The organism is Moraxella sp. 179-F 1C4 NHS (genome assembly GCF_045370505.1).
Classification (GTDB): Bacteria; Pseudomonadota; Gammaproteobacteria; order Pseudomonadales; family Moraxellaceae; genus Faucicola; species Faucicola tetraodonis.
The window spans coordinates 1-19009 of record NZ_JBIQEC010000005.1; the positions used below are offsets into that span (position 1 = coordinate 1).

Below are 19009 nucleotides of genomic sequence, written 5' to 3' on the forward strand. Positions count from 1 at the left end.
TGTCCAGTATCATTTGTCGGTAGTCGGTTGAGTATGCCATTTTGTTATTGTAGCACTTCTATATTTCTTTAACTATAGTTTGATGGATTGCTTGATTATTTGATTGCTTGGATAATAAAAAAGGTAGAAAAAATTCTACCTTTTTTACTTTTACGCTGTTTTTACCCTGTCATCGTTGAGAAAAACAGTCTAAGCAAATAACCCTTGGGCATATTGATCGCGGATGACTTTTTTGTCAATTTTACCCACGCTGGTTTTTGGTAATTCCGTGATAAATTTCACGTCCTGCGGAATGCCGTATTTTGGCAAATGACCGCGCTCATACGCTTGCTGCGCAATCGCGATGATGTCTTCAGCTTTGGTGTCTTGATAATCGGGTTTCAGCACAATCAGCGCCATCGGACGCTCACCCCAGCGCGCATCAGGAATCGCAATCACAGCAATGTCGGCAACGCTTGGGTGTAATGACATAATGGTTTCTACTTCAAGCGAAGAGATCCATTCGCCCCCCGATTTGATGACATCTTTTAGACGGTCGGTGATTTTGACGTTGCCTTTTGCGTCCATCCAACCGATATCTTGGGTATGCAGATAACCACCTTCCCACAGCTCGTTGCCTGCGTCTTGGTTTTTGTAATAACTCTGCGTCAACCAAGGTGAACGCACCACGATTTCGCCTGTGGATGTGCCATCGTTTGGCATACGTTTGCCATTATGCCAGATTTGCAAATCGACCAATGGCACTGGTGAGCCAGACAAGCAGCGATGCTCAATTTGTTGTTCTTCACTCATGTGTTGGAATGTTTCATCAAATTTGACAATGCTGATAATAGGACAAGTCTCTGACATGCCATAACCCGTAGACACTTCGATGCCGCTGGCTACAGCCATTTTGGCAAGCCCTTGATTGAGTTTAGAGCCACCGACGACCATTTTTAAGCCGTTGAATTTTTCTTGGCGTTTGTTGATTTCACCCAGTAGCATTTGCAAAATCGTTGGCACCCCATGGGTGATGGTGACATTGTGTTTTTTTACCAAGTCAACCATGGTGGAAGGCACATAGCGACCTGGATAGATTTGCTCCAGCCCGAGCATGGTTGCGACAAATGGAAACCCCCAAGCATGGACATGGAACATAGGCGTCATTGGCATATAGACATCTGAATAGCGCACCCCTTGACCTTCGACATTCAGCGCACAGCCAATTGCGACGACGAGCGTATGCAGGACGATTTGACGATGGCTAAAAAATACGCCTTTGGGATTGCCGGTTGTACCGCTGGTATAGAAGGTTGTGGCAATGGTGTTTTCATCAAAATCTTCAAACTCGTACTCATCGCTGGCTTGTGCTAGCATGGCTTCATATTCGCCTTGGGCGTATGATGGCATTGGCGTGTTGTTATCATCTAACCAAATCACATGCTCGACCGATGGCGCATCTTGGGTGTGGCTTTTAATCATCGGTGAAAATTCTGAATTTAACAGTAGCGCTTTTGGTTTGGCATGATTGATGGTATATAGCACTTTGTCTTCTGACAAACGCACATTGACGGTTTGCAAGATATAGCCACACATCGGGATGGCAAAATAACATTCCAAATAACGGTGTGTATCCCAATCCATGACCGCAACCACATCGCCTTTTTGTAGATTTAAGCCTTTTAAGACATTGGCTAAGCGATTGACACGTTTGAAAAACTCTTGATAGGTGTAACTGGTTTTGTCAGCGTAATGGATTTTTTTGTCGCCAGAGACCACTTTGGCGCGAGACAATAAATTTTTGATAAGCAAGGGAAAACCATAAGCTTGGTCGGCTTGTAGGTAGTTTTCGTGCTGATTTAAAATAGCTGTCATAGAACATTCCTTTGTTGTGGTATAACTGTTGTTGTATAAACAACGAGTCAATCAAATATTGCTCGTCTAACTTTCCTGTGAGTACTTCCTTGTGAGTATTGACTATATACGAGCGTTATAACCAATACAACAAAAAATATGAAACTTTCCAGTTCAATATGTTTCATATTTTTACGCTTTTTTTACACTTTGGTGAAATAATTTTTATTATAGGATTTTGTTATACTGCCTTTGCTATAATGCGCGTTACATCTCCCCACTGAATGAAAAAATATGACCCAGCATTTTTGTTTGCCTAGCGATATCAGCCCCGAACAATTTTTGAGCGAATACTGGCAAAAAAAACCACTGCTAATCAAGCAGGGCTTGCCGCAATTGGTTGGTATGTTTGAGCCAGACGATATCATCGGACTTGCCCAAGATGAAGACGCCACTGCCCGACTCATCAGCGAAAATAACCAGCAATGGTCACTTAAAACCAGCCCTCTTACCGCCAAAGACTTTCAAAAACCGCCAAAACATTGGACGGTGCTGGTGCAAAATATGGAACAATGGTCGCCAGCGCTTGGCAACCTATGGCATGCGTTTGATTTTATTCCGCAGTGGCAACGTGATGACATCATGGTGTCGTATGCGCCCTCAGGTGGCAGCGTTGGCAAGCATTATGACAATTACGATGTCTTTTTGGCGCAAGGGTACGGCAAACGCCATTGGCAATTGGGCAAGTATTGTGACCAAACCACCCAATTTGAAGCAGGTCAACCGATTCGTTTGATGAATGAGATGGGCGAGCTGATATTTGATGAGGTGCTTGAGCCGGGCGATGTGCTGTATGTACCGACCAATCTATCCCATTATGGGGTCGCCGTTGAGGATTGTTTGACTTTTTCTTTTGGCTTTAGGCGACCTACCCCATTACAGCTGCTCGATAGTTTGGCAGATGTGGCTACCCATTTTGATGATTTAGCCATTCCCCTCAAAATCAACCAACCGACGGCAGTTGCAGGCGAGCTGTCGATAGCAAGCATTCAAGATATCAAAGCGCAGCTGATTGCGCTGCTAAACTCTGAACTTGGCGATGAAATAATCACTCAAGCGATTAGCGAAACGGTAAGCAAACGTCAATATGAGCTGATGCTCCCTGACGCGTATGCCGATATTGATGAGATACAAAGCGCCTTGGCAGCGGGTGCAGTCATCAGACAAGACATGTCTAGCCGCATTATCTTTACCCAAACCCAAGCGGATTTAAAAACTCAGATAAAAATTTATGTCAATGGCTGTGCCATTGACGCGGATGATATACCCGCTAATGCGCAATCACTCCTCATTCGGCTCGCCAATGGCGAATCAATCGATGAGCAAATTTTGCAAGCATCCCATGTCGAAACTGATATAATTTGTGATTGGATAGAAAATGGCTGGGTAATGCTTGATTACCCTGAAGACATCATTGGATAACGAAAAAATATTATGAGCTATTATTTTGGGTTTACCCCTTCCGTAGAATTGAGCGCTACCATTGATAAGGCGTATGAGCTGATTGCTAGCAAAAGCAGCGAACGTTATGACGTTTATCGCGATAAAATCACCCAGTTGACCAGTAAAGAGCTGATGGATGCGCTACTGATTAAATTAATCGAATCGCTACCGGATGATTCAGAACGAAAAGCGCATTTGATTAAAACCGCAGAAACCATTGAAGCGACTAGCGATAAACTCATTAACACACTGTTAAGCCCTACAAAAAATGAAGATGTGTTACCTAGCTTTGATTTTTTTGACCAAAAAGTATTAAAAAACACCCAATCGGGTGAACGTCGTATCTCAGTGCCACTCACTGACGAGCTAGCAAAGAATTTACTGGCTACCATAGAAAACGTTCAAGCAGGTAACGGGCTTGAAGAGCAGCAAAATTTGATTCGGTTATTTGGCGAGCTAACCAAAGCCTGTTTGCAGCATTTTTTGGTCGACTTTACCAAAACGCTCAATTTAAATATGCTGAAACGTGCGGCAATTCCAGTGACCGATGGCGTCATCGTCAAAGTAATTGATATCGCCCTACGCCGTTTAATCCCACAAATGCCGCAAGAATCACTTGAGCGTTTTACCAAACATTACCAAGCGTTAATATTTAACGATTAGGTATTGCTAACCGTTATTATTCAATTAGCTAAAACTGCGTTACAATAGCCCACTTATTTTTTTAAATTAATAGGTCCACCATGAATCAACTTAGCAATCAGCAAATCGAAGAAGCGCTACGCAATTCTGAATGTCTTATCAGTAGTTTTGAAGTGAGTAGTGCTTACGAGCGTTTGGCAGCCAGTGTCAACCTGCACTATGCAGGTCAAAATCCCATTGTGATGGTGGTGATGAATGGCGGGTTGATTCCAGCAGGTCAACTGCTTACCCAGTTTACTTTTTATCATCGTATGTACTATATCCATGCGACCCGCTATCGCAACAACCAAGGCACCAATGAACTTGAGTGGAAATTCAAACCTGATATTGATTTGGCGGGCGAAGATATTTTATTGATTGATGATATTTTTGATGAAGGCATTACCCTAAAAGCGGTGGTGGATGAGCTGGCAAAAGAAAATCCAAAATCTATCCGCACCTGTGTGCTACTCAATAAACTCCATGACCGAAAAGTTCAAGAGTTTAAAGTCGATTTTGTGGGTCTAGATGTGGCAGATCGTTATGTGTATGGCTGCGGTATGGACTATCACGGCTATCTACGCCATATGCCAGGGATATATGCGTTAAAAAATGTGTAAAACTGCTTGTCATAAATAAAAAGGTATCGTTGGATACCTTTTTTTATGGCGTATTTTTTAGAAGATATCTTTTTATAATGCCTGTTTTATGACCTATCCTTTATGGCATGTTGTTGAGATGCTCAAATTGTAATTGCAAACCAGTTTGCCGCACCGCTTTTTGCGTCACAGCTAACTCAAAATTCTCTTTAGCGCTATATATGGATAAAGCGGATTTACTGCGCGTCACCGCTGTATAAATCAGCGCTTGGCTTAGTAGCCTTGTATGCGCTTTATCAATACAAATGGCGACCGTATGAAACTCTGAGCCTTGTGACTTATGAATGGTCATCGCATAGGCATAGTCGCAACTTTCACGGCTTAACCGCTGAATAGGTATCACTTTTTCTGCAAAACACGCGTATAGCTGCCCTTGATACAACAGACAAATCGCAATATCGCCATTAAATAACCCCAACTGATAGTCATTGTTTTGGATGATAATCGGTAAACCGTGATAAAAGTAAGCTTTGGTTCGAGTGATTTTGGAAAATTCGGTAAAAGCTAGGCTCATCTTTTGGTTGATTGATTGGGTGCCCAATTGTCCTTGATGACCTGCACACAGAATGCGATACCTATCAAATACTTCAAATAACCCTTTTCGATTATCCGCTTCAAAAATATTGACAGGCTGGCTGTACCATTGCTGCATAAGCGCAAAAAATGGATGATAAGGTTTCGCTAATTGGCTGAAAACAGCAGGCAAACTCGAAGACGCATCAATTGGGTAAAAAGGAATATTGGCTATTTGCTGTTTTTTACCAGCCAAATCTGATGGATTTTCACTTTGAGATAGCTTGATTGATTGTAAATCAATGGGTTGTAATAATCGCTGGATTAACTTTATTTTTTTAGGTGCAGGCAAATTTTGCTGAATGGCGAGAGCAAACTGACCGACAACTGAATTTGAATCAAAGCGTTTTGACTCGGTCAATTCCGTAATATAAGGCTGCAAACGCGTCACCGCGCACAAATCTGATAGAACCGACCCTGCGTCTACTGCCGCCAGCTGGTTTGCATCACCCAACAAAATCAGCCGACCCGTGGGTTTGATAGCATCAACCAACTGACTGGCGAGCTCAAGCCCTAGCATGGACGCTTCATCTACGATAATCAAATCATCAGGTAATGGATTTTTGGCGTGATAGCGTGGTATCCCATCACTACCAATACCCAAAAGCCGATGTAATGTTTTTGCATTGTCCAAAGTGATTTCTTCATCTTGCAAGCTTTTTTGCAAGCTTATACGTAATGACTCTTGCATACGCTGCGCCGCCTTCCCTGTGGGTGCAGTCAAGGTGATAGATAAAGGCGGTAAATTAGGGTCTTGTTTTCTTTTGTGCTCGTGCGCCTTTTGCAAACTGGTTACCAGCTTCGCCACGGTAAAAGTTTTGCCGGTACCAGGGCCACCGATAATAATACTCAGTGCGTGTTGGCTTGATTTTTCGATAGCGAGTTGCTGCATCGCATTGGGCTTGGGCGCCAAACTGTTATCGACCTCTTGTGATGAAGATATACCATTGAATGCCGCCACTTTTCTATGGGCAATTTTCATCAACTGTTTGGCTAATGATTGTTCTTCATACCATTGCCGATGCAGCCAAACAATGTAGCTAACTTGCGTTTCACCAACTCCATCAACTGCTTGGGTAAGCTTTTGAAGAATGATAGGCGCATTGGTATCATGGTTGCGTAATTCATCATCCGCCCCTATTACGCTTGCCCAGTTATCGTCCGTTAACTCTGCAATGAGTGATTTTTCATATTCATCATTGACCGTCATTTCATACATAGTATGACCTTCTGACAGTTGTTCATTGATTTGGTCAAAAATTTGTAGGATTTTCGGTTCTTCTTTTGTTTTTTGGTCGTTAATTTGATTTTCTTTGCTTAGGCTATTTTTATTGATCTCTGTATTGATTAGCTGTGATTTTTGCTGCTTGCGGTATTGAATAAAACTGGCTAATTGGGTTAATTTAGCAGTTTCTTCAATTGTAGCGGTTGGCTCAGTCGTGTTTGTTTTCATAATAACTTCTTTATGCTTAATGGTTAATTTTAATTGCCGTTGGGATACCCGAACATATCATCGAGTGCCAAGATAAAGTCACTATCAAACTGCTTTACTAGTTTCCCACAGATAGCGTGTTTGGGTGACATACCGCGTAAAAAAGCATACTCGACCGCACCCAAATGGGTATTGATATCATAATTGGGTAGTCGTAACTTTAAATAGCGATGTAGCGCCACTTGGTAAATGCTGGCTTGTAACCAATAACTATGCGTGGTCATCGCGTCATATAATGCCGCTGGGTTATAATTGTCGAAATCACTGCCGAGATAATTGCTTTTATAATCGACGATAAAAAACTGTATGCCGTGCTGATACACCAAGTCAATTTCCCCTTTGAGATACTGCCAAACCATGGTGTTGACTTCTTGGCTCTGCAATTGCAGGGGGATATCAAATTGATGGAACAACCTGTTTAAGTCGCTAAATGACAAATGCTGATTTAAGCGTAAATTAAACCCTAATTCAGCAACTTTTTGGTTATATTTGATATTGACCAGCGGCACTGCCGAAGCGGATAACGGTGTATGAATGATATCATCCAGCCAATCCACCAACGCGACATAATCAGGCTGCAAATCATCAATGTTGATATCATGCCAGTTGCCATACTGCCCTGCACTACTCTCTTTTGTAGAAAAGTAATTGCTCGGCATTTGGTAGCGTCTTAACGTGCGATCCACCATGACTGACCAGCGTTTTAACTTATCTGCTCTGGAATCTTGCTGTGGTACAGCCAACTCAGGGGTTTCATTGTAGTTATTGGCAATATCTTCTAAGATACTATGTAAAAAAGTCCCCGGGTTTGTGCCTTTTTCAAAGTTAAATCTAATGGAATTAACCTCGTTACTCGACTCCCCCGCTAGCCTACTATTGGGGACAGGCAACAAATTGGTTTGCGCCGCTGCTAAAATATCATCATCTTGCCTGTCTTCCGCATTAACCACTGTGTCAACGCTGGTATGGTCAATATAACGAGACAATGCAGTAAAACTGGTATTCGCCCATCCTTTAAAGGCGTCGATGGTGATGACTTTGATGATTTCATCGTAATCAATCTTAGCGACCGTAGCATTTTGTTCATTTTGCTTATTCGTTTTGGAGGTGAACTTTAGCTTTGAGTCATAGTATTTACTTAGGCTATTTGAATCTATGATATGGGTCGTTTCAGTCAACGTTTCTTTGACAGCAAATTTTGCTAAATCGTCCATGAAAGGCGCCAAAGCAGAATTTTTCACTGCAGATTTTTTGGCGACAGTAACAAGATACACTTGTTCTTTTGCGCGGGTAAGGGCAACGTACAATAATCGCAGTCGTTCCTCGTAGGCAGATTGGTCTTCAATGGCGACATAATTGATTGGGTTGTTATCGGTTATTTGGCTGGGCAACGCGGTCAATCGGCGGCTTAACAACGGATTATCATGATTTTGGGTCAATTGCGGCGTTGCTTGATGGGTGCTTTGTATGGCATACAGATATAACGGCGCACCATGAAACTTGGCTTTACTCTCCCCGGTAAATCCAACCACAAACACTATCGGAAATTCCAAGCCTTTAGACGCGTGAACCGTCATCAGTTGCACCCCTTCATCGGATGGCAAGCGCTGCTGCGTTGACCAATCTTCTTTTGGCTGCTGCTGCACTTGGGCGCAGAACCACTCAAACAGTTGATGCTCGCCTACCTGTCCATTGAACTGGTCGCTAATAATATCTAACAACTGGCGCAAATCGATGAGCAATCGCTCGCCATTTGGATGTTTGGCGAGGCGCTGCCAAAAATTGAGGGTGATTTGGTTGGGTAAAGTAAGCGGTTGATTGAGTAGCCACTGTATCGCAACCAAAAAACTGTGTTTTTGCCACAATTCGCTAGCGGTCAATACCAGTTGCTGAATCTCAGCCAGACTGGTGTTTGTTGACGCTTGATGAGCTTGTCCTTGCGCCGCTTGGGCGTTAGTTTGATTAAGCGCATCATACAACTGGTTGATTTGTTCAAGGGTCAGCTGAAAAAAACTAGACAACATCAAGGATTTTAATTTTGATTCGCTAAATGGTGTCAATAGCACGCTTTGCAAGGTCATCAAATCAACACTCATACTATCGCCAAAGACACTTTGACTACCACCTCTGACCGTCGCAATCCCATGATGATGTAAGCGTTTTTCGATGGTATGAAGTTCATTGTTTTTGACTGCCAACACACAAATATCACTTAGCGTCAAGCCACGATTTTGGTAGCTTAATAGTTTGCCATCATCAAATAAATCAAAAATTTGCGCGGCAATCGCATCTGCATAATCCACCGTTTTTTCATCACTTGATGAGATGATGTCATTCGAGGAATCAGTATCATTTGATATGGCGTCATTCTCGGCTACTGCCACCACTTGCTGACTATAAGGCGCTTTATATTCGATAGCAATATGATTGAACGCAGGTAATCTAGCAGCTTCATTGCCTACCCCATTACCGATAACCAGCTCAGCGGTTTCGCGCGTGGCAGAGATTTTACGATAATAAATTTCACGCCCCATAAAATACGGCTGTTGGCTGATATTGGGCAGCTGGTCGGCTTGATTTGGGTCAATATCTTGCTCGCCAACGCCATACCAGTGATTGAGGCTATCAATCAGCGCAGCTGACGAGCGATGGTTTTGGTTGAGTGACTTGGGCTGTTCCGGAAATAATTTTTTTAGCGTGGTGTAGTTTTGTACATCCCCGCCGCGAAATCCATAAATTGCCTGTTTCGGATCCCCTACCAACAGCAAAAACTGCGAGGGTGTGTGATATTTTTTAGCATTTGATTTTTCTGCTTTATCTGCTGTCTCTGGCTCAAAATCTTGTAAATAAACCCTTTGAATCAGTAACGCTTGTTCGGTGTTGATATCTTGCGATTCATCAATTAAGGCGATGGGATACTGATGGCGAATATAACGCGCTAACGACTGACCTTTTTTGCCGGATAACGCATCGTTTAACCGCGCCAATTGTAAGGCAAAGGTAGTTAGCCGCTGTGATTCAAGGCGTTTTGGTAGGTGGGTACGCACATAACGGCTGATAAACTGGATAAAGTAAAAATTTACTTGTTTAAAGTAGTCTTGCAAGGCTTGCGTTTGTTGGATAAGCTGCCAAATGTTGTCCACGATATCAAAGGATTTGAATGTAGCGCTTTGCTGTTCTTTTTTGCTATTAAAGCCTTTATCGTTGGCGTATAAATCTTCAATGCCTTCTAGCACCTTGACTATATTGCCAACTTTGTACATAGCAAAAACATTGGTAATGTCACCTGTGCTGAGTAAATTTTGCAGATTTTTAATTTCGTTAAAGTGTTTATGAAGTTTATTGCTAGCACTAAACCCTTGGGCTTTACGAAAGTCGCTATCGAAATATACCTCAAACCCACTATCATTATCATCTGCAATCGACTGCATCAGCGCCTTGATAGCAGTAGTATCAAACGTTGTCAATGTTACCGTATCGATGTCAGCGGTATAAAAATTCAGCGCGCGATTGACCGCCTCATAGTAATCATCAACCGGTAAAAACACGTTATTGTCAAACATCATCGGATACAATTCAGGCATATTGGCATTGACCTGCGCCATAAATGCCCTAATTTGGTCGTGAATCATACCCTTGATGATGCCGCTGACATCATTACTGATTTGCACCTCTGCAGAAAACCCCGTTTCGCTACTGTATTCTCTTAGCCACTTTTGACACAAACTATCAAGGGTGCTGACAAATAAGCGATCAAGCTGGTTGAGCGCCAATGTGGTGCGCTGCAGTGCGATACGAAAATTGACGGTATTTTTGGCAGGTTTATGGGTGCTGTTTTCACTATCATCGGCGGTTGGCTTTGGGGTACTTATACTTGCTTTCGGGCTTGCTTTCAGGCTTTCTGCTGGGGTTACATCTACCGGCAAACCAAAGACTTGTTTGGCGATCCACTCAATTAAGTGTTTATTGATAGGGTCTTGGTACTTACCCAGTAAATTTTTTTGTGCCGCAAGCGCTTGTACCTGCGCAATAAAGTGCGCATATTTTTGCACGGCGATAGCTTTGTTGCTATCCAACTCACTGTCATTTAACGGTGTAAATGTAGAATGATTAATCATTTGCAGCAATTGATAAAAATCTTGCAAGCGCTCACGAATCCGCTGGCGCATTTCGGCAGCGGCACTTCGCGTAAAGGTCGTGGCGATAATTTTTTCACACGGCTGCCCCGCTTGCACGATTAGTCGCAACATCACGCCCGTCAGCGTCCATGTTTTGCCTGTGCCTGCTGAGGCTTCAATCAAATGACGCCCCGTCAATGGCAAAGTGACTGCAGGAGGTAGTAAAGATTCAGCGTCTTCTTTAATGCGTGCTTCGTCGATGTTTGTTTGAGTGTTTGTTTCGATGTCTGCCTCGATATTTGTTTCACTACTTACTTTTATGCTTAGGGTATGAAGATCGTGTTTCATAAGATTTCTTTGATAAAAATGCGTGTCATGCTTCAATGAGTTGGTGCAATTCTTTGAGCATAGATAACATAGGCTCATAAATCAGCGCGCCCAACGTCTGTGCAAACCCAATAACCACCGATGGTTTATAATCGCCGATTAAATGCTGCCAAATCGGGTAGTTAAACTGGTTCACATCCACAAAATTAAAGTTACTGTCTTTTAGCCAATCACCTAGATGCTGGCTGGCTGGCGCCTCTGGCTGTTTTTGTTGTTTTTGTAAAAATGACAGGCAAAAAGCGGGCGGTACAATGGTTACGACGCTATCGATGAGTTGATACACCATCACAATGTCCTGCAAATAACCACAGGCTTGCTCACAAGGGATGGCAGGTAGATACACGGTTTTTTTATTGCTAAACTGCCATAGCGAAAATCCATCATTCAGCTGTGCTTGTTGAGCCGTGGTGCGGCGAAGCACTTGCCAACATAAATGATGCAGCCAAAATTGCAATAGGTATTTTTCTTTGCCAGACGTTGGCAAATAATTTAACCAATAGCTGGGATTGGCAGCTGCTGCAACCTGATCTTCAATTGATTGATACGGTTTATATAATGGCAAGTTGGCAGTGATGACCCAGCTTTCTTTACTGTCCATCAGTCCCGCTTGTTTATCCAGCGCCAAGGCGTTAATGGCGATTCGCTGCTCTTCACAGGGGGTTAACGCCGTTGCCACCCAGTGGATGACCTCGTCCGTATTTTGTACATCTAATGCCTCAAATTTTTGTGAATAAAAATCCCCTAATAACTTTGCTTCAGTAGCATCGAGCTGTTGGCTGATGGTTTTTAAGTGATGAACAAAGTCCTGCAAATCTTTTTTGAGTTGTTGCTGATTTTGCTGCAACGATTGGTAACGGTTCACCCCGGCTGGCAATAACTCATTGATAGCGATGTTGATTGATTCTTGAATGATTGGCTTTTGCGCGTTTACTGCCAGTTTCATCTCGTTTTGATGTTTATTATCGTCCTTATCGGACAAGGCTTGGGCAAAAAAAGCATCTAACAAAGATTTACGCAATAACCAACCATCTAACGCATCCAAGGTTAACGATTCAAACTCGTTATCACCACTATCATTGTCACCTTGGGCAGCGATAGCAATGTTTTGTGCTTTCACAAAGGCTTTGGCAGGATCGGCTAGGTTGCCAAAGATTTTACTCAAGTTGACATAATGCTGCTGCGACTGTTCAGGCATATCAGACAGCTGCTGTTTTAGTTGTTGCCACTGCGATAGCCAGTCAGTTAGTTGCTTTGTATCCCAGACTTGCACGATTGGCTGAGTGGACATAGCGTTTTTATCTTGCAGCGCTGTATAAAGATTGTGCCAAATTTTGGCCGGTGGGTACAGGGCAGTTTTTGACAGCTTGATTTGCTGGTCTAAGCTGGCTGTGGTTTGTTGTAAATCAGCGGATACCCTATCGTCATTAATTTGCTCGGGACTTTGAATGCTTTTACCTTTATGCTCGCTTTTTTGCTCGTTTTTTTGCTCAGCTTGCGGCAATTCAAAATAACTTTTATCAAATGGCAAGGCGGCATGATGGGTGACCAAATACGCTTTTACCCATTGTTCAAAGTTGGTTGACTGGGGATTTGGGGGATTTTGAGAATTGTTGCTTAGGCTATTTTGGTCGTTATTGGGGTCAAGAATAGCGTCATCACTTGCCATTCGGTTTTGCAAAAAGTCGAGTAATTCCTGTACGGGACTGGCAGGTAAATGCTCGTGGGTATCTGTGGTACTTTTACCATTATAAAATATCCAGCACGCTTGCTTGGCGCACAGCAGCGCATCCAAAAACGCACCTAAATCGTCATCTTCTCGAAATCTGTCACCGCGAATCGGCAACCCTGCCTGCATCAAGTTATAACGGTTTTGCTGCTCTTGCTTTGGAAACTCAGATAAATTCAAATTGAGCATCACCACCAACTTATACGGCAGGCTGCGCACTGAACCGATACGGGCAAAGGTAATTACGCCAGAGGGCTCGGCACTTACTTGCTGATTGATAATCGATTGGGCGATGTTTTCGAGTACAAAAGTGAGTTTAAGTGGCAAATTCTCGGTGTCAATTTGCTGCACTGGCTCGGTAGCTGGGTTGGGGTTTTTTGCGGTTTTGATTTTCACCGTAGCGAGGTATTTGCTATTGGCTTCGATATTTTCTTTTAGGTCATTTTGTGCGGCAAAAATCGCGCGCCACGCATTGGTTTGATTAAATAGGCTAAATTTTTGTTGAATGAGTTTTTCTATTTGGCTTAGCCAGTCAGGCAGGGTTTTGACGTCATTACCTAGGTGACGATTGTCATCCAACGTTTGATAAATATCACACAGCACAGCGACGATGTCGGCATCCGCCATGGTCAAGCTTGTCAGTGGTACAAACTTCTCTACCACGCCAAAGCTATTGGTATACTCGCCAAAACTGACCAGCGTGGCTTTGGGCATCATCACGCCAGCGACCAAGCGCTCAAGCGCATAAGCAAAGGTGTATCGATAGTCATCATCGGCGGCACTTAAGGTTTGCTGCAAATGCAGCTCGTCAAACCCGCGAATAAATCCTGCCTGAGTCAGCAAATCACAAGCACGGGTCATCTGCTCCAAATTAAGCCCAAAGCTTTCATATAGTGGCGCTAGCATCAACCAATCAAATACTTCACTACGCTGAAACCGAGCGCCCGCACGATTGAGCAGCGTGTAGTACCCTGTAATCGCTTGCCAAAGCAGGTTGATATCTTTTGCCACCACGCCTGTCACTTTGGCGGGCAACTGATAGCCATCACCGCCCACATGTTTGGGGAATGTGGCTTCGATGATGTTTTGGTGGGTTTCGATATCGGGCAATAATACCAAAATATCTGACAATGCCCGTCTATCCCAAGGATCGGTGGGAATCTGCGCGGGTGTGGCTTGCATGTCGCTATAATTTAGCCACCCGATAATCATACTGCGTAGCACTTCAAGCTGGCGCACCATGCTATGACAGACATGAATGGCAATACTGGTATCAAGTGGTTTGGGTCGCCATTTCTCTACGTTTTCAAGTTGCTTATTGGATTCATGCTTAAGTTTGTCTTTGATGGCTTTGTATAGACCCAGCGTGGATTCGATATCTTTCAGCCCATTACTTTGAATATTGGCAAGCTGCTGCTGTAAAAGCTGGGTTTGCTGCGCGAGGTTTTGGCGGCCATCTTCACTCGCTGCTTTTGCTGCCTTTGCTGCTTTTGTTTCATCGCCTTTCACCAGTTTAAGCATGTCATTGATTTTGGCAGTGGTCGCGACTTCTTCTAGCATTAAGATGTCATGTTGGATAAATTCAAGTAACGTATTGGGCGGCGTGTTATCAAAATCATCTTGCCACAGTACATGTTCATATTCATTACCCGATAAGCTTGCCAGCATGGCAAACACTTCACGCGATTGTTTGCCAAACCGTGACAATAAAGTATGACCATAATCCTTTAGATACCAAGCGTCATGCTTGCTGGCATCGTCTTCCATTTGCATTTGCATGAGCCAATTTTTATCGACGATATCTGCCCAAAATTGCTCTGACGGGTTAAAGTGTAAAATCGTGACGTCGGTGAGCACCCCTAAGCGTTGCAAATCCAGTAACTCTGTCGGTGGTAACTGCTGCAAAGTAAATAAAAAGATGTGTTTTGGTAACTTGCTACGGCTGATGTTGCGGATACGGGTCTCTGAATGGTTTAATGCTTGCCAAAACTGCTGATGCAGCAGCTCGCGAAACCGGTAGTCATCATCAAACAGCTGCCGCCATAAAAATCGCTGCGCGGCTTCTAACTGTTCGTAGTGCTCAACGAGCCAGTCTGGTGTGTCAATGGCGTTGGACGCATCCCGCCCGTTTAAGCGGTTATGCAGCGCATCTTTTTTGGCAATCATGTCACTCACCGCCACAGGCTTGTCCTGCCCCCAATTACTGAGCCACTGCGGACGATAGGTCATATAGCGATTGAGCATATTTGCCATATCACTGGCTAGCTGCCAGATGCGTTGATCTTGGGTTTGCAATTCAGCAGATTGGCTAATCACGTCATTAGACAGTAGCGATTGGTTATTCGCCCAGCTTAATCTGTCAAAGATGGCGGGCGTATCAGGTGCAAAACCAGTCGTATTTGGGCTATCCGCTTCTTTGTCTTCAACGTCTTCAACCAACGGCGATAAAAATGGATAAAGCGGATGTTGCGGCTGCTCCACAATGGCTTGCCGGTACTGGGTTAAATAGCCAAATATTTGCCACTGCATGACGTTTTTGGACAGCATTGCCACTTCTGGCACGTCTAATATATCGTCGTCTTCCGAGATGCGCGCATAAGTTCTTAAAACCCGCTGCATCAGTCCCAAAAAATAGCGACCCCAAAATTCAGTAGTCACTAAGGTGCTGATGCCTGCCTTATCTGCGACTTGTTTTTTTAACCACTCCCCCATGACTTTAGATGGCACAATCACCTGAAATGGCTCAAAAATTGAGCCTTGATAACTGGGATTTTTGTAGGCGTTTAACAGATGGTCAAATAGCTTATCGACTTTATTGCTTTGTACAATCGTTAGCATGCAGTAAATACTCAAGAATTTTATAGATAGTGAGTGGGTCGCTCAAAAAATTATACAGCAAAAAAATGCACCACCATCACCGCTCAATGAAAAAATCGCCCGAATTACAACATTCGCGACAGCCAGTGTCGCCTACAATCTATTAAACTCTGTAACTCACTTAGCTGTCATACAATACAAAATATGCAATACGCGGCGAACAAAGTGATAAACTTATCCCTACGTCACTCATGAGTATGTTTTTGGTTACGTTTCATTTTTAAGTGTTGTAAGCCATTTATTTTACTTATAATATTAAGCTTACTAGGTCTAACGTATAAAAGAAAAAACCGTATAAGAGAAAACAATAAGGAGACGATCATGACTGACAATACTAACGCTAACCCTATCGACAAATCTCAATTAGACAACGCCCAATCTGATGTTGCCAATGAAGCGATGGAAGGCATCAATCGTACCGACATCAACCAAGATAATGCGAGCACTCCTACCTCTAAGGGCTCTGATGAATCGCTACTTGATATGTTACATGAGGCGAAAAAATTCGAAGATGAAGATGAAGAATAAGATAAAATCAAACGGTTAAGGTCGCTACTTAGCCGTTTTTTTACGGGTTAATAAATATGTTTGATAAGCCAACGCTGACGATAACACAATCACAATGGGTAACATCAGCGTCATGTATTTGTAGTGGATATAACCCAAAGCACCTAATACCCCGCCGCCGCAAAAGCTATACCATATCATCGCTTGAAACACGAACATCTTCTTATTAATCGGTCTGCCTGCCAGCCAATTCCCCAAGGCTGAGCCCATATCTGAGGTCAATCCTGTCAAATGGGTGGTGCGAATCACGGCACCGCTATAGGTCGCGACCATCGAATTTTGCAGTCCGCAAGCCATCGCGGCAAACACCTGTCCCCAAAATGACTGATAGCTAAATAAAATTAGACTGATGATTAATAAACTTGCTTCAATTAACAGAGCCTTGCCATAGCGTTTACCTTCTTTTAATGCCGTACTACCCACCACAAAGCCACTGATAACTGCCCCAGATAAAAACGATAACAGCACGATACAAACCATCGCCATCTGCTGGTAGTGCTGTTCCGCCAATGCTGTGGCAAATAGCGTCACATTGCCCGTTACATGCGAAGCGGACAAATGGGTGAAGCCGACTAATGCGGTGCTATTGATACACCCTGCATTAAACGCCAGCACGCAGCCACCCCATAAAATCCACTTAGGTAATTTATTAATCATTATATACCGCCATTTATCAGTCTTTAGCTGATTTGCCAAACATGTTAAGCCTGACAAAAAATGGTAAGCTTAACCAGACGGCTTTGCAATCCCTATCCAAACATCAAGCAAAAAAAGTAAGCAAAAAAACAGCAAGCAAAAAAAAGAGCAACCATGGTCGCTCTTTTATCAACATAGCAGTCTAAAAATTAGTCTTCTACCTGCATCATCACTTGTTCAGAGAGTGCCACGGTATTAAACCCAGCATCGACAAATAAAATCTCGCCGGTAATACCAGACGCCCAAGGCGATAACAAGAACATCGCGGCATTACCGACTTCTTCAATATTGACATTGCGCTGTAGCGGTGACATTTTGGCGTTGGTGTCGAGCATTTTACGAAATGATTTGATACCGCTTGCCGCCAAGGTACGAATCGGACCTGCAGAAATCCCATTGACACGGATACCATCGCTACCCATTGAGCTCGCAAGGTAGCGAATACTCGCTTCCAGACTCGCTTTGGCTAAACCCATGACATTGTAGTTTGGCAACACATGGATACTGCCTTCATACGTCAAGGTTAACAGCGAGCCTTGGCGTTTTGCCAGTAACTCACGGCTGGCTTTAGCAAGTGCTACAAAGCTGTAGCTACTAATATCATGGGCAATGGCAAAGCCTTCACGGGTGGTCACTTGGGTAAAATCACCATCTAGCTGATCGGCAGGGGCAAAACCAATGGCGTGTACGACCCCATCAATGCCCTCTGGCCAGTGTGCAGCAACTTGGGCAAAACACGCTTCGATTTCGCTATCTGATGCTACATCACAGGCCAATACCTTCTCTGCACCAAAAGTTTCGGCTGCCATATCCACGCGTTTTTTCATTTTTTCATTCGGATAGGTCAAAATTAAACTCGCGCCTTCACGATGTAACGCTTCTGCGATACCCCAAGCAATCGATAATTTACTGGCGATACCGGTAACAACGAAACGCTTCCCTGTTAATAGCATGGTTTTTCCTTATTTTTCAGTGAACGAATATGCACTATAATAGCTCAAAATTAGGCGTTAATTCTAGCAAAAAAACCTAAACAAAGCAAATTTAGTGATTTTCATCCCGTTTGTGACAAAAATCGCTTTACAAATAGTGGTAAAGCGTTAAGCTATGCCTATTTTTTTAAACTTAAATGTTATCATGACTATGCCTGCAAATTTTGACGAGATTATCCAACAAAACAGTGATGCCTACCGCACCCTAATTGCATCGACAGGGGAAGACTTAACACGTGAGGGACTGCTTAATACCCCAGAACGTGCCGCTAAAGCCTTTAGTTTTTTGACCCAAGGCTATCATCAAGACTTGGTCGAAATTACCAATAACGCGATTTTTCCAACTGACAATAATGAATTGGTCATGGTAAAAAATATCGAGTTTTATTCGATGTGTGAGCACCACATGTTGCCTTTTTATGGCGTGGCGCATGTGGCGTATCTGCCCGATGGCAAAGTGATTGGACTGTCAAAAATGGCACGTATCGTGGATATGTACGCTCGACGTTTGCAAATTCAAGAAAACTTAACCCGCCAAATCGCGCAAGCGGTGATGGATATGACAGGGGCAAAAGGCGCGGCGGTGGTGATGGATGCCGCGCATATGTGCATGATGATGCGCGGCGTGATGAAACAAAAATCTGATACCCGCAGTATGTCACTCCTGGGAGAATTCAAACACAATACCGAGGCAAGACAAGCGCTGTTAATGGCGATCCCAAGCGCCTAGTGTCTAAACTTAATACCTAAACTTAGCGCCTAAACAGCCAACCAAAATTAACTAGTCAAAAAAGCCCCAGTGATGTTACTAGGGCTTTTTTATATTCAGTCGATTTATAACGGGCATATAGTACTTTTCAATGTCAGCTATTGGCGATACACTAAAATGGTTTTCGATTTTTGCC

The 19009-nt window shown here is 43.4% G+C and carries 11 protein-coding genes; 5 read left to right on the top strand and 6 right to left on the bottom strand.

Going from position 1 to position 19009, the window contains the following annotated elements; all coding sequences use genetic code 11:
• Nucleotides 1–189: 189 nt before the first annotated feature.
• Complete coding sequence (locus ACH0AB_RS03510) at nt 190–1854, bottom strand: fatty acid--CoA ligase (protein WP_406877195.1); 1665 nt, start codon at nt 1852–1854, stop codon at nt 190–192.
• A gap of 273 nt (nt 1855–2127) precedes the next feature.
• Here ACH0AB_RS03510 and ACH0AB_RS03515 point away from each other — a divergent pair, with 273 nt between their 5' ends.
• The 3 genes from ACH0AB_RS03515 (at nt 2128) to ACH0AB_RS03525 (ending at nt 4637) form a co-directional block, all read left to right on the top strand.
• Nucleotides 2128–3315, top strand: coding sequence for a JmjC domain-containing protein (locus ACH0AB_RS03515; RefSeq protein WP_406877196.1), 1188 nt, complete (start codon nt 2128–2130; stop codon nt 3313–3315).
• Between the two features lie 12 nt (nt 3316–3327).
• Entirely contained in the window at nt 3328–3999 is a 672-nt protein-coding gene (locus tag ACH0AB_RS03520; protein ID WP_406877197.1) for a hypothetical protein, read from the top strand.
• Nucleotides 4000–4079: 80 nt separating this feature from the next.
• The gene (locus ACH0AB_RS03525; RefSeq protein WP_135889207.1) at nt 4080–4637 is read left to right on the top strand and encodes a hypoxanthine-guanine phosphoribosyltransferase; all 558 of its coding nucleotides are present in this window, start codon (nt 4080–4082) and stop codon (nt 4635–4637) included.
• Between the two features lie 100 nt (nt 4638–4737).
• On the opposite strand, the gene recD is transcribed toward ACH0AB_RS03525, so the two are convergent.
• Genes recD through ACH0AB_RS03540 form a run of 3 tightly spaced genes read right to left on the bottom strand, consistent with a single transcriptional unit; the run spans nt 4738 to nt 15810 of the window.
• Nucleotides 4738–6702, bottom strand: coding sequence for an exodeoxyribonuclease V subunit alpha (gene recD, locus ACH0AB_RS03530; protein WP_406877198.1), 1965 nt, complete (start codon nt 6700–6702; stop codon nt 4738–4740).
• 29 nt (nt 6703–6731) lie between these two features.
• Nucleotides 6732–11207 (bottom strand): UvrD-helicase domain-containing protein, encoded by a 4476-nt coding sequence (locus ACH0AB_RS03535; RefSeq protein WP_406877199.1) that lies wholly within the window; start codon nt 11205–11207, stop codon nt 6732–6734.
• A 25-nt stretch (nt 11208–11232) separates the two neighbouring features.
• Nucleotides 11233–15810: an exodeoxyribonuclease V subunit gamma gene (locus ACH0AB_RS03540; protein WP_406877200.1), complete on the bottom strand. Its 4578-nt coding sequence runs from the start codon at nt 15808–15810 to the stop codon at nt 11233–11235.
• A 360-nt stretch (nt 15811–16170) separates the two neighbouring features.
• Between ACH0AB_RS03540 and ACH0AB_RS03545 the strand changes: the two genes are divergently transcribed.
• Nucleotides 16171–16377 (top strand): hypothetical protein, encoded by a 207-nt coding sequence (locus tag ACH0AB_RS03545; protein ID WP_188874220.1) that lies wholly within the window; start codon nt 16171–16173, stop codon nt 16375–16377.
• 24 nt (nt 16378–16401) lie between these two features.
• Here ACH0AB_RS03545 and ACH0AB_RS03550 read toward each other — a convergent pair whose 3' ends face one another.
• On the bottom strand, nt 16402–17073 hold the full coding sequence (locus tag ACH0AB_RS03550; RefSeq protein WP_096488953.1) for a YoaK family protein: 672 nt from the start codon (nt 17071–17073) through the stop codon (nt 16402–16404).
• 188 nt (nt 17074–17261) lie between these two features.
• Nucleotides 17262–18065: an enoyl-ACP reductase FabI gene (locus ACH0AB_RS03555; RefSeq protein WP_219332845.1), complete on the bottom strand. Its 804-nt coding sequence runs from the start codon at nt 18063–18065 to the stop codon at nt 17262–17264.
• A 190-nt stretch (nt 18066–18255) separates the two neighbouring features.
• Between ACH0AB_RS03555 and folE the strand changes: the two genes are divergently transcribed.
• Nucleotides 18256–18834 (top strand): GTP cyclohydrolase I FolE, encoded by a 579-nt coding sequence (gene folE / locus ACH0AB_RS03560; RefSeq protein WP_007115330.1) that lies wholly within the window; start codon nt 18256–18258, stop codon nt 18832–18834.
• Nucleotides 18835–19009 lie beyond the last annotated feature (175 nt).